Annotated in this window: 11 protein-coding genes and 1 pseudogene; 6 read left to right on the top strand and 6 right to left on the bottom strand. The window is 68.9% G+C overall.

The window, feature by feature from the left end:
- A partial coding sequence (locus VMD50_RS17560; protein WP_325429049.1) for an NRAMP family divalent metal transporter occupies positions 1–739 on the top strand: 739 nt, incomplete at its 5' end.
- 13 nt (positions 740–752) lie between these two features.
- Here the strand turns inward: VMD50_RS17560 and VMD50_RS17555 are convergent.
- Complete coding sequence (locus VMD50_RS17555) at positions 753–1,181, bottom strand: hypothetical protein (RefSeq protein ID WP_325429047.1); 429 nt, start codon at positions 1,179–1,181, stop codon at positions 753–755.
- A gap of 355 nt (positions 1,182–1,536) precedes the next feature.
- Here VMD50_RS17555 and VMD50_RS17550 point away from each other — a divergent pair, with 355 nt between their 5' ends.
- Genes VMD50_RS17550 through VMD50_RS17540 form a run of 3 tightly spaced genes read left to right on the top strand, consistent with a single transcriptional unit; the run spans position 1,537 to position 4,780 of the window.
- The gene (locus VMD50_RS17550; protein WP_414686099.1) at positions 1,537–2,727 is read left to right on the top strand and encodes a PP2C family protein-serine/threonine phosphatase; all 1,191 of its coding nucleotides are present in this window, start codon (positions 1,537–1,539) and stop codon (positions 2,725–2,727) included.
- The gene (locus VMD50_RS17545; RefSeq protein ID WP_414686098.1) at positions 2,724–4,334 is read left to right on the top strand and encodes a sensor histidine kinase; all 1,611 of its coding nucleotides are present in this window, start codon (positions 2,724–2,726) and stop codon (positions 4,332–4,334) included. Before VMD50_RS17550 ends, VMD50_RS17545 begins: the two co-directional genes overlap by 4 nt.
- Positions 4,331–4,780 carry a response regulator gene (locus VMD50_RS17540; protein ID WP_325429045.1) on the top strand — a complete coding sequence of 150 codons (450 nt, stop codon included), beginning with the start codon at positions 4,331–4,333 and terminating at the stop codon, positions 4,778–4,780. The genes VMD50_RS17545 and VMD50_RS17540 overlap by 4 nt, the downstream gene beginning before the upstream one ends.
- Before the next feature lie 9 nt (positions 4,781–4,789).
- On the opposite strand, the gene VMD50_RS17535 is transcribed toward VMD50_RS17540, so the two are convergent.
- A complete protein-coding gene (locus VMD50_RS17535) occupies positions 4,790–6,007 on the bottom strand; it encodes a CoA transferase (protein WP_325429043.1) in 1,218 nt (405 codons plus the stop codon).
- 14 nt (positions 6,008–6,021) lie between these two features.
- Entirely contained in the window at positions 6,022–6,936 is a 915-nt protein-coding gene (locus VMD50_RS17530; RefSeq protein ID WP_325429042.1) for a class I SAM-dependent methyltransferase, read from the bottom strand.
- Between the two features lie 111 nt (positions 6,937–7,047).
- On the opposite strand from VMD50_RS17530, the gene VMD50_RS17525 reads away from it, so the two are divergent.
- On the top strand, positions 7,048–8,691 hold the full coding sequence (locus VMD50_RS17525; RefSeq protein WP_325429040.1) for an AMP-binding protein: 1,644 nt from the start codon (positions 7,048–7,050) through the stop codon (positions 8,689–8,691).
- On the opposite strand, the gene ctpC is transcribed toward VMD50_RS17525, so the two are convergent.
- The 3 genes and pseudogenes from ctpC to VMD50_RS17510 all read right to left on the bottom strand — a co-directional run.
- A complete protein-coding gene (gene ctpC / locus VMD50_RS17520) occupies positions 8,662–10,755 on the bottom strand; it encodes a manganese-exporting P-type ATPase CtpC (protein WP_325429051.1) in 2,094 nt (697 codons plus the stop codon). The genes VMD50_RS17525 and ctpC overlap by 30 nt on opposite strands.
- A 67-nt stretch (positions 10,756–10,822) precedes the next feature.
- Positions 10,823–11,104 (bottom strand): DUF1490 family protein, encoded by a 282-nt coding sequence (locus tag VMD50_RS17515; protein ID WP_325429038.1) that lies wholly within the window; start codon positions 11,102–11,104, stop codon positions 10,823–10,825.
- A 104-nt stretch (positions 11,105–11,208) separates the two neighbouring features.
- Positions 11,209–11,292, bottom strand: a pseudogene (locus tag VMD50_RS17510) (large ribosomal subunit protein bL28); the annotation flags it as partial.
- A 112-nt stretch (positions 11,293–11,404) separates the two neighbouring features.
- Between VMD50_RS17510 and VMD50_RS29890 the strand changes: the two are divergent.
- The coding region (locus VMD50_RS29890; RefSeq protein ID WP_414686100.1) for a hypothetical protein at positions 11,405–11,513 on the top strand (109 nt) is incomplete at its 3' end.

The following is an 11,513-nucleotide window of genomic DNA, read 5'->3' as shown; positions in this document are numbered from 1 at the left end:
CCACCCCGACTGGAAGGAAGTGGGCGCCAACCTGGCGTGGCCGCACTTTTTGGCCAGCCACGCCTTCCTGATGCTCGCGGTCGCGCTGATCGGCACCACCATCACTCCCTACATGCAGTTCTATGCGGCCTCGGCGTGCGTTGATAAACACCTCACGCCCGCCGACTACCCCGGCGAGCGCCTCGACGCGGTCACGGGCTCCATCTGGAGCAATGTCATCAGCGTGTTCATCATCATCGCCACCGCGGCGGCGATCGGCGGCAGCGGGCCGCTGGCGACCGCCGGGGACGCTGCCGAAGCACTCCGGCCCGTGGCCGGGCCGGCCGCACCGGCGTTGTTCGGCATCGGCCTGCTCGGGGCCTCGCTGCTCGCCGCGTCCGTGGTTCCGCTGTCGACCTCTTATGCCGTCGCCGACGCCGTGGGCACGGTCCGCTCGGTGACGAGCAGGTTTCGCCAGGCGCGGCTGTTCTACGCCTTGTTCACCCTGCAAATCGTCGTTGGCGCCGCGATGGCGCTGGCGCCTGGCAACCTCGTTGCGCTGATCATCAACGCCCAGGTCCTCAACGGCGTCATCACCCCGATGCTGCTCGTTTACGTGCTGATCCTCGCCAACCGGACAAGCGTGCTCGGCGCGGCCAGGAACGGTCCCGTGTTCAAGGCCGTCGCCACCGTCTGCATCGGCGTCGTGGGCCTGCTGTCGTTCGTCGTCCTGATCGAAACGGTGTTCGGTCTCGGCTGACGGGGAAGTCCGCTCAGGTGGCCATCATGGTTGCGGCCGAGCGGGCCGAAAGCGCGTCGAGCACCGCGTATTCGGCTTCATAGATCGCGGCCTGCGCGAAGTCGATCGCATCGTAGGCGTAGCCTTCGGCCATCTCGGCATAGGCCCGCATCTCTTTGGCGTCGTGCTCGTCCTTCTTCTTCTTGAGGTCCTTGCGGATCTTGGCGATGTGGTCATTCCACTTGTCGGCAAGGTCCTGCCAGTGCTCGGACGTCTTGTCGTGGGCGGTTTGTGCCCGGTCTTTGAGATGGTCGGCGGCTTGCTTTGCCTTGTCTTGCGCGCGGGAGGCGTCCGCCTCGACCTGCTCGCGAGCCTGCTGGCCTGCGGCGCGTATCTTTTCGTTGGCGTCTTCGGCGGCGGTGGAGATTTTTTGGAATTGCTCGGTCAGCTTGTTTTCTGCCATCAGAGGCTCCTTCTTGCTCAGGAGGTTTGTTCGTATGTCATCGTCGCGCCGGACCGCTTGCCGGCGTAGGGTCCTAAGTCCTTGCCGGGTCCCCAATGTGACACCCTGGCCCGGCGGATCGACATCCCCGCAGGTCGGGCCGGCGGGAAAGGACGGGCGGTTTGGGAACCACAGCCGCACCGAATAGGATCTGCCGCGGCAAACCATTCGGGGTGGTAAGGCCATACGTAAAGTCGATGTCGGCGCCCCGGCCGTCGAGCCGGAAGGTCGACAAAGAGCAAAGGGTCTTACTGCCGCCTGGAGGTCCATTGAGGAACGTGGCTTCCCCAGTGCATGCCCGGACGATCGGGAATTGATGCCGGTGCGTGCTCCAGTCACCCCGGCGGCGCATTGGCGGTCACTGTCGTTGTTGTTGGTCGAGGACGACCGCGCCGACGCGGTACTCGTGGAAGATCTGATCGCGGACGCCGTCGCCGACATCCGGGTGATCTGGGCGCAGTCGATGGCGCACGCGGAGCGCGAGCTCGCGTCGGCGCGGCCCGACTGCGTGCTGCTGGACCTGCACCTGCCCGACGCCAGCGGAATGGACGCCCTGGACCGCATCGCCAAGCGCGACGCCACCGTTCCGATCGTCGTGCTGACCGGACTGAACGACGAATACTTCGGGGCGTCCGCCGTGGCGGCCGGGGCCCAGGACTACCTGGTGAAGGGGCGTGTCGAGCCCGAGATGCTGCGGCGCGCGCTGCTTTACGCGATCGAGCGCAAACGGGCCGAGCTCATCTCCGCCGACCTGCACGCCAGCCAGCTCCGGGCCCGCGAGAACGCGCTGCTGGAACGAGGCCTGCTGCCCTCGCCGCTGCTGCTGGACGATCCCGGCGTCGAGATCGTCGCCCGCTACCGGCCGAGCCGCGAGGACGCGTTGTTGTGCGGGGACTTCTACGACGTCGTGCAGACGCCCGACCGGGTGGTGCACGTCCTGATCGGCGACGTCGCCGGCCATGGACCGCACGAGGCGGCCCTGGGCGCGGCGCTGCGCATCGCATTTCGCGCGCTCACCTTCGCCGGCGTGCAGGGTGTCGAGCTGATGCGGCAGCTCGAACGCGTGTTGCACTCCGAACGAACCGGAACGGGCATCTTCGCGACGGTGCTCAGCCTGGAAATCCACCCCGACAGCCCGCGCGTCACCGCGGTGCGCGCCGGTCATCCCGGGATGTTGCTGCAAGACGGCGCCGGGGTCGAATGGGTCGAGCCGCCGGCCGGCCCGGCGCTGGGCCTGCACGCCGACGACTGGCCGCGGCACGAGCTGGAGCTGCCGACGGGCCAGGGGCTGCTCCTGCTGACCGACGGGCTCTTCGAGGGATATTCGGGCCAGGGCAACCAACGTCTGGGGGAGGATGGCCTGCTCGCGCTGGCGCGCAGGCACGCGCACCTGCCCGGAGCGCCGTTCGTCGACGCGCTCATCGACGGCGCCCAGCAGCTCGCCGAGCCGCGCGGCGGGCTCACCGATGACATCGCCGTGCTGCGGGTCGGGCGGACGACGGCGTGAGCCCCGCCCCGCAGCCGCCGCGCCTGGCGCAGCTCACCGTGCGCGGATGGCAGTTCCTGGTGCTGTCCACCATGGGGGTGATGGTGCTCGCCGGCGCGCTGGTCGGTTGGGCGTTGCTGCACCGCACCGACCAGATGTCGCGTGGGGTGATCGACGGCATCCAGCCGGCGCGCGTGGCCGCCTGTCAGCTGCAGGCGGCGCTTCGGGACCAGGAAACCGGCATTCGCGGTTATCTGATCAGCGACGATCGCCAGTTCCTCACCCCGTACTACGACGGGCAACACGAGGAACAGGCGGCCGGCGCCGAAATCCGGCACCGGCTGAGCCGGCGCCCCGACCTGATCGCGGATCTCGACGCGATCGAGAAGGCCGCCGCCAACTGGCGGGCGACCTATGCCGAGCCATTGATCGAGAGCGTGGCCCCGAATGGCCGCAATGTCACGAACCGCCCGGCGGCCGAACGCGGTAAGGCCGAATTCGACCACCTGCGCACGCTTTTCGACACGCAGAACGCGAACCTGGCTGCGGCATGGACGCGCGCGGCCGACGATCTCCAACACACCGACGCCTGGCGCGACAGGGTGCTGGGGGCAATGGTGTTGCTGTTCTTCGGGACGGCCGCCGCGCTCGGACTCTTGATGCGCGACACGGTCACCCGCCCGATCGCGGCGCTGGCCGCCGCGTGCCGGCGGATCACCCAGGGCAACTTCGGCGAAACCATTTCCCCGCCGAGGCGGCCCCGGGACATCCGCGATATGGCCATCGACGTGGAGAACATGCGGGAACGGCTCGTCGAGGAGCTTGAGGTATCACGCTCGGCCCGAACGCTTCTGGACGAGCAGGCGGCCGAGTTGCGGCGTTCGAACGCCGAACTCGAGCAGTTCGCCTACGTTGCGTCGCACGATCTGCAGGAACCGCTGCGAAAGGTCGCCTCGTTCTGCCAGTTGCTGGAAAAGCGATACGGCGACCAGCTCGACGGCCGCGGGATCGAATACATCGGATTCGCCGTCGACGGGGCCAAGCGCATGCAGGTGCTAATCAACGACCTGCTCACCTTCTCGCGTGTCGGCCGGCTGGGCACCATGCAAACCGAGGTCGAACTCGACACGGCGCTGGATGCCGGGCTGGCCAACCTCGCCGCAGCGATCGAGGAAACCGACGCGGAGATCGTGCGGCCGCCCCGGCCCCTCCCGCAGATCATCGGGGATCCCACGCTGCTGACGATGCTGTGGCAGAACCTGATCGGCAACGCGATCAAGTTCCGGCACAAGGACCGCCGGCCGCGCGTCGTCATCGACTGCGAACTGCGCACCGGCGAGCACGGTGACGAGTGGCTAATCAGCGTGTCGGACAACGGAATTGGCATCGCCGAAGAGTTCACCGAGAAGGTCTTCGTCATCTTCCAGCGCCTGCACGGCCGCGAGGTGTACTCCGGCACCGGTGTCGGCCTTGCGCTGTGCAAGAAGATCGTCGAGCACCACGGCGGCGCCATCTGGGTCGACACGTCCTACACCGACGGGACCCGCTTGCGGTTCACCCTGCCCGTTCCCGCGCCCGTGGGCGCGGGCGCGCCAAGCCCAGCCACTTCGCAAGGAGCCCACGAATGACATCAGCGGCATCGGCCGGTAGAGCAATCGAAATCCTGCTCGTCGAGGACGACCCGGGCGATGAGCTCATCACCCGGGAAGCGTTCGAGCACAACAAGCTCAAGAACAATTTGCACGTCGCGCACGACGGGGAGGAGGGCCTGGACTTCCTCTACCGGCGCGGCCCCTTCGACGGTGCGCCCCGGCCCGACCTGATCCTGCTCGACCTGAACCTGCCGAAATACGACGGCCGGCAGCTGCTGGAGCAGGTCAAGTCCGATCCGGATCTGGCCCGCATCCCGGTCGTCGTGCTGACCACCTCCTCGGCGGAGGAGGACATCCTGCGCAGCTACGAACTGCACGCCAACGCCTACGTCACCAAGCCGGTCGACCTCGACCAGTTCATCAACGCGGTGCGGCAGATCGACGAGTTCTTCATTCAGGTGGTGCGGCTTCCGGGCCTGTAGGCGGCGGGCCTACGACGTGCCCTCCGATGCGGTGAGAAACTCCTCGTTGTGCTGCCCCGGGGCGGGCGGGGGATCGGTGGCCGCGGCGTCGAAGCTCGAGTAGCGTGCCGGGGTGCGGATCACCGTGATGGCCCCGGTGTCCGGGTCACCGCTGCCGACCCGCAGCGCGAGCTGGTTCTCGGCGAACAGCGGGGTGTCGACGACCTGCTTCCAGGTGTAGGCCAGGCAGGCCATCAGGCCGCCCTCCTGCAGCAGCTCCACCCATTCGGCGGCCGCCTTGGCGGCCAGCGCGGACTCCAGCTCCTCGGTGAGCTCGGGGTAGTTCAGCGCCCGGGCGCGCTGGTCGACGAACCGCTCGTCCTGGATGAGCTCAGGCCGGCCGATGATCTGGCACAGCTTCGCCCAGTGCTTGGGCACGTACGCGCTGATCACCAGGTAGCCGTCGGCGGCTCTGAAGGCGTCCGATGGCTGGGTGGCGAAGCCAACCCCCTTGCGCTTCTTGGGTTTTGGTTCCGGGTCCGGTTTCGGCTCGGGCGCCTCGCTCGGCTTGTTCAGGTGCATCGTGAGCTGGTTGGCCTGCAGCCCGACCGCGACGTCGTACATGGCGACCCGGACCGTATCGGCCACCCCGTGCCGTTCGCGGTTGAGCAGCGCGGCCAGCACGGCCTGGGCCAGCACGTGACCGCTGGCGTTGTCGACGAGCTGGAACGGGATGATCTGCGGCTTGCCGTCCGGCGTGGGCATTCCGGTGGTCATGCCCGCCTCGGCGGCGACCATCAGGTCGACGCCCGGCCTGCTGCCGTTGGGGCCGTTGCCGCCGTAGGCCGAGAGGCGCGCGTAGATCAGCCTGGGATTGCGCGACCGAAGGTCGTCGGGGCCCAGGCCCATTCGTTCCATGACCCCGGGCCGAAACCCTTCCAGCACAACGTCCGCTGTGTCGGCGAGCCGCAGTATCTGCTTCTTGCCGTCCTCGGTGGTCAGGTCCACCGTGACCGACTTCTTGCCCCGGTTGTTGGGCAGAAAATACGTTGCGAGCGGCGGGCGGCCGGGCAGGACCGCGGTGATCTGCCGGGCCGCCTCACCGCCCGGCGCCTCGACCTTGATGACGTCGGCGCCGAGGTCGGCCAGCACCTGCCCGGCCAGCGGCCCGGCCACGTTCTGGGTGAAGTCGAGCACCCGGTACCCGTCAAGTGGCTTGGCGGGCTTGGTGTTTGGCCTGTCTGCCATCGTGGGGCCTTCCTTCAGCCTGCCCTGTGCAGCACCGCGGTGCAGTAGTAGTTCTGATTGAAGGGGTCGTGGTCGTCGGTGGATTGCAGCGGTAATCCGTTGTCGCCCAACAGCTGATTCAGTGAGGTGCGAACCGGTCGCCAGCCGCGGCCTTCCAGGTAGGCCGCGACGTCGTTGCGGTCGCCGGGGAAGCCCAGGTTCTGCAGCTCGACGTCGAGGCCGTTTTCTTGCCATTTCCGGGTCGCGGCGTTCAGCGCCTCCAGGTTGGCCCCCGAGTTCAGGAAGACCTCGGCCACCAGCTGGCTGCCGTCGGCGCTGAGCTCGGTGACGTTGTCCAGCAGCCGATCCTGGGCGTCGGCCGGCAGGAAGCCCAGCAGGCCCTCGGCGGCCCACGCGGCGGGGCGGGCGGTGTCGAAGCCGGCGCGCCGCAGCGCCGACGGCCAGTCGTGGCGCAGGTCGATCGGCACGGCCCGCACGTCGGCCGTGGGCTTGGCGCCGAGATCGGCGATCGTGGCGGCCTTGAACTCGATGACCCGGGGCTGGTCGATTTCGAACACCGTGGTGCCCGCCGCCCAGGGCAGCCGGTACGCGCGGGCGTCCAGGCCGGAGGCCAGGATGACCACCTGGCGGATGCCGTCCTGCTGAGCCCGGGCGAAGAACGCGTCGATGTAGCGCGTGCGCGCCGCCTGGATGTCGGTCATGCGTTGCATGCCCCACGGGGCGCCGGGCACGTCGACGTCGGCGGAGTCGAGGTCGCCGGCGGCCCAGCGGCTGAAGAAGTCGACGCCGACTGCGCGCACCAGCGGCTCGGCGAACGGGTCGTCGATCAGCGCGTCCCGGGTCGCCCGGGCCCTGCCCGCGGCCACCATGGTGGCGGTGGCTCCCACGCTGGTCGCCAGGTCCCACGTGTCGTTGTCGGTGCGTGCCATGTCTCCCCTTCTCCGGTCTACTGGTTAGCCACAATAACTGTGACCAAAGACCCCGCCGGTGGTGGCGTTGCGCCCTTATCGGCGCCACGGTCGACCTGCAGAGTCAAGGCAATGGCCGCAAAACTGCTCAGGCGTCTCGGACTGGAAACCTCGTCACTGCTGACGTATGCGCGGTCCGGGGGTCTGCGACTGATGCCACCCGGCCGGATCGTGGCGGTGCTCCGGGCCCTCGAGCGCTACGGCCTGTTGGGTGCGGCGACGGTGATCGCGGCCGCCCGGGACCGCGACGGGCTGGCGCTGATCGACGAGCGCGGACCGCTGACCTTCGGTGGGCTGGACGAGCGGACCAACTCACTGGCCAACGAGTGGCGCCGGTGCGGGCTCGGCCCGGGCGCTAGCGTGGCCATCCTGGCGGGCAATCACCGGGGCTTCCTGGAAGCGGTGTACGCGGCGGCCAAGTGCGGTGCCGGTGTGCTCCTGCTCAACACGGGCTTCGGCCACACGCAGCTCGCCGAGATGATGGCCCGCGAAGGCGCCGACCTCCTGGTGTACGACGAGGAGTACGGCGCCGTCGTCGCCGGCGTCCATCCGCGGCTGGGCCGCCTGCGCGCCTGGGCAGACACGCCGGATGCCGACACGCTGGACGCGCTGATCCAGCGCGGCGATCCCAGCCCGCCGCCCGGTTCCGGTGGCCGGCCCAAGATCGTCATCTCGACCAGCGGGACGACCGGCGTCCCCAAGGGCGCCCTGCGCTCCGAGCCCTACTCGCTGATACCGGTCGGCGGCCTGCTCGGCAAGGTGCCGTTCCGGGGCCGGGAAGTCACCGAATGCTGCGTGCCGCTGTTTCATTCGATGGGTTTCAGCCATGCGATGTACGCGATGGTGCTGGGCTCGACGCTGGTGCTACGCCGCCACTTCGATGCCGAGCGGGCCGTGGCGAGCGTGGCCGCGCGCCGGGCCAGCGCCATGATCGTCGTGCCGGTCATGCTGCGGCGCATTCTCGACCTGGGCTGGTCGACCCTCGCCGAGCACGATCTGTCCTCGTTGCGCATCGTGTTCGTCGGTGGATCGCAGCTCGGCGCCCCGCTTGCCACCCGAGCCCTGCGGGCGCTGGGGCCCATCGTCTACAACATGTACGGCTCCACCGAGGTCGCCTACGCCACCATCGCCACGCCCGCCGACCTGGCTGTCGAGCCCGGGTGCGTCGGTGCGGTGGTGCCCGGGTCGGTCGTCAAGGTGTTCACCGGCGAGGGGCGCGAGGCTCCCGCCGGGACGCCGGGGCGGATTTTCGTCGGCAACGTGCTGGCCTTCGAGGGGTACACCGGCGGCGGCACCAAGGAGTCGATCCAGGGCCTGATGTCCACCGGCGACATCGGTCATTTCGATGCGGCCGGCAGGCTGTTCATCGACGGCCGCGACGACGAGATGATCGTCTCCGGCGGGGAGAACGTCTACCCCGGCGAGGTCGAAGAGGCGCTCGCGCACCATCCCGAAATCCTCGACGTCGCGGTCGTCGGCGTCGGCGACGAGGAGTTCGGGCAGCGGCTGCGCGCCTACATCGTGCTGAGGCCGGGCGCGTCCCTGAGTGAGCACGATGTCAAAGAATATGTGCGGAATCGGTTGGCGCGCTTCAAGATTCCTCGCGATGTGCTGTTCGTCGACACGCTGCCCCGCAACGCCGGCGGGAAGGTGCTCAAACGCCTGCTCAACGGCCAAGCGCCGCAATCACTCCAGGCGGTACCGGATCAGCCGTGAGCTGTTGGCCACCACGGCCACCGACGACGCGTTGTGCAATATCGCGGCCACGACGGGCGAAAGCGCGCCGCCCGCACCGATGATCAGCCCGGCGGCGTTGACGGCGATGGACATGCCGTAGTTCTCGCGGATGACGTCCACTGCCCGCGCGCCCAGGTCCCGGACGTCGAGCAGGCGATGCAGATCGTCGTTGGCCAGCGCCACATCGGCGGTCTCGACGGCCACGTCGGTCCCGGCCAGACCCATCGCGATACCGATGTCGGCGGCGGCGAGCGCGGGGGCGTCGTTGATGCCGTCGCCGACCATGCCGACGACGAAGCCCGCGTCCTGCAGCTCGCGCACCGTGGCGAGCTTGTCCTCCGGCATCACCTCCGCGCGCCACTCGTCGATGCCCAGCTCGGAGGCGACCACCTCGGCGATGTCGGGATGGTCACCCGTCAGCATGACGATCCGGCGAATCCCATTGCCCCGCAACTCGTTCAGCACGTCGGCCGCCTCGGGCCGCACCTCGTCGCGCAGGCTGATCAGGCCGACCAGCGTGCCGTCCACGGCGAGCAGCAGCGGCGTCTCGGCCCGGCGCCGCAGCTTGTCCACCCATTCCGAGGCCTTCTTCGGCACCTTCACCTTCTCGGCGCGCAACAGCGAGGGGCTGCCCAGCAGCAGGGTCCGGCCGTCGGCCCAGGTGCGCATGCCCAGTCCCACCAGCACCTCGCACTCCTCGTGCGGCGGGATGCTGATGTGGCGCTCCTCGGTGGAGCGGATCACCGCCTCGGCCAGCGGATGACGGGAGTGGATCTCCGAGCTGGCCGCATAGGCCAGCACCTGCTCGGGTTTCCAATCCTTATGCATCGCAACGATGTTGGTGACCACCGGACGCCCGACGGTCAGGGTTCCGGTCTTGTCGAACACGATCGCGTCGACCTGACCCGCCTGTTCGAGGTGTGACCCGCCCTTGATCAGGATGCCGCGGCGCGCGCCGTTGCCGATCGCCGCGCTGATCGCGGTCGGGGTGGCCAGGCCCACCGCGCACGGGCACGCGATCAGCAACATGGTCATCGCGCGCCGGACGTCGCCGGTGACCACCAGCGTGAGCGCCGACACGACGAACGAGGTGGGAACGAAACGGCGGGAGAAGTTTTCACCGACAGTCTGGATCGGCGCCCGGTCGTGCTGCGCCTCTTCCACCCGCGCGATGATGCGCCCGATGGCGGTCTGGTTGCCGACCGCGCGGGCGCGCACCACCAGGCGCCCGCGCACCACGACCGACCCGGCGTGCACACCCGCCCCGGCCATCACGCTGACCGGCAGGTTCTCCCCGGTGATCGCGGACTGATCGACGATCGCCTCGCCGTCGATGACCTCGCCGTCCACCGGAATCGCCACGTGGTCGTGCACCACCACCTCGTCGCCGAGCTGCAGGCTGTCGATCGGCACCTGGACCTCGCCGTCGTCCAGCCGCACCCACGCGGTGTCCTGGTTGCCGCGCAGCAGCTCGGAAATCGCGCGCCGGGTCCGGCGCAGCGTCAGGTCCTGCAGGTACTCGCCAATGTTGAGCAGCCACAGCACCGTCAGCGCCACCACGTTCTCCCGCAACACCAGGCTGGCCACGGTCGCGGCAGAGACCAGCGCGTCGGTGCCGGCCTTCCCGGAGCGCAGCGACCCCAGCGCGCCCCGCAGGAACGGGTAGCCGGTGAACACGGTGACCCCGGTGGCGAACACCCGGCCGCTCGGGCCAAGCAGCGGCGGCCGGGCGAACACGTAGCGGCGCACCCCGAGCAGGGCCAGCGCCGCGCCGCCGATGACCATCCGCAGCACATCGCTGTTGCGGATCTCCGACGAATGCGGCGCCCGGGCCGGGATCAGCTCGGCGGCCAGGTGCGCGGCGGCGCCGATCGCCGACAGCACCGCGGAGCGGTCGGCGCGCCGGGGCGAGTACCACACGACGACCGATCCGGTGCGCGGGTAGGCGTGCACGGCACGCACTCCGGGCTCCTTGGCGACGGCCTCCTCGACCGCCACCGCACGCCGGGAGTTGGCGCGCACCCAGGAGACCGAAACCCGCATGCGCCCGGCCGCATCCGAAACCACCTTCAGCGCAGGCTCTTCCGCTGCGACGGACACGGCCACGCGGTCAGTGCTCGTGGTCGTGCAGTTCGGTGACCGACGGGGTGGGCGCCTCCTCGCCGAGGCGTTCGCGGGCCTCGGCCACCACGTCGGCAAGCTTGAGCCGCGCCGACTCGGCGGCCTCCTCGGCCTTGCGGGTTGCACGCAACCCGAGCTCCGCCGCCGACACCGCAGTCTCGTGCAGCGGCGCCTTGGCCGCGGCCCTGCGCAACACCTCGTAGGCGGTCACCCCGGCCAGGCCGGTGATTACCGTCGATGCCGCCTTGGCCAACAGTCCGTACGCCGCCATTGCCTGAACCTCCCGGTCTGTCGGCACAACACTTTAGCGAGTTCTCCAGGAAGCTAAGATAATGGTATTGCGATATCAGTATGAATTGCCGCTGCGCCGCCGCAGCGCCGACGGGTTCGGCGATGCGAGTGCGACACCCCGTTACCGAAACCCGTTACCTGGCCGGTGACTTGGCAACGAGCAGACACCGCAGCCTCCTTGACCCGTATGCACATAATTGAAAATTAGTTCCGAAATGCGTCATCGGAGACGGTACCGTACGCGTAGCTCTAATGAAAATGATTACCAACAAGCAGACTGATGCGGACGCCCGTCATCCTGGTCGCCGGCCAGAAGGACACCGACCCGGTCGTGGGGGCGCTGGTCTGCGAGCACCGTTCGGCGCTCACGTGGCGCGCCGCACGATGGT

Origin of the sequence: Mycobacterium sp., assembly GCF_035506235.1 — a bacterium.
In the GTDB taxonomy this organism is placed as follows: Bacteria; Actinomycetota; Actinomycetes; order Mycobacteriales; family Mycobacteriaceae; genus Mycobacterium.
Note: the sequence above shows the minus strand (reverse complement) of the source record. Positions and strands in the feature narration are given on the sequence as shown.

What these genes read in the sequence shown, in the direction of transcription:
- VMD50_RS17555 (WP_325429047.1), bottom strand. Translation starts at nt 1,181, where the DNA reads ATGGCAGAAAACAAGCTGACCGAGCAATTCCAAAAAATCTCCACCGCC.
- VMD50_RS17550 (WP_414686099.1), top strand. Translation starts at nt 1,537, where the DNA reads ATGCCGGTGCGTGCTCCAGTCACCCCGGCGGCGCATTGGCGGTCACTG.
- VMD50_RS17540 (WP_325429045.1), top strand. Translation starts at nt 4,331, where the DNA reads ATGACATCAGCGGCATCGGCCGGTAGAGCAATCGAAATCCTGCTCGTC.
- VMD50_RS17535 (WP_325429043.1), bottom strand. Translation starts at nt 6,007, where the DNA reads ATGGCAGACAGGCCAAACACCAAGCCCGCCAAGCCACTTGACGGGTAC.
- VMD50_RS17530 (WP_325429042.1), bottom strand. Translation starts at nt 6,936, where the DNA reads ATGGCACGCACCGACAACGACACGTGGGACCTGGCGACCAGCGTGGGA.
- VMD50_RS17525 (WP_325429040.1), top strand. Translation starts at nt 7,048, where the DNA reads ATGGCCGCAAAACTGCTCAGGCGTCTCGGACTGGAAACCTCGTCACTG.
- ctpC (WP_325429051.1), bottom strand. Translation starts at nt 10,755, where the DNA reads ATGCGGGTTTCGGTCTCCTGGGTGCGCGCCAACTCCCGGCGTGCGGTG.
- VMD50_RS17515 (WP_325429038.1), bottom strand. Translation starts at nt 11,104, where the DNA reads ATGGCGGCGTACGGACTGTTGGCCAAGGCGGCATCGACGGTAATCACC.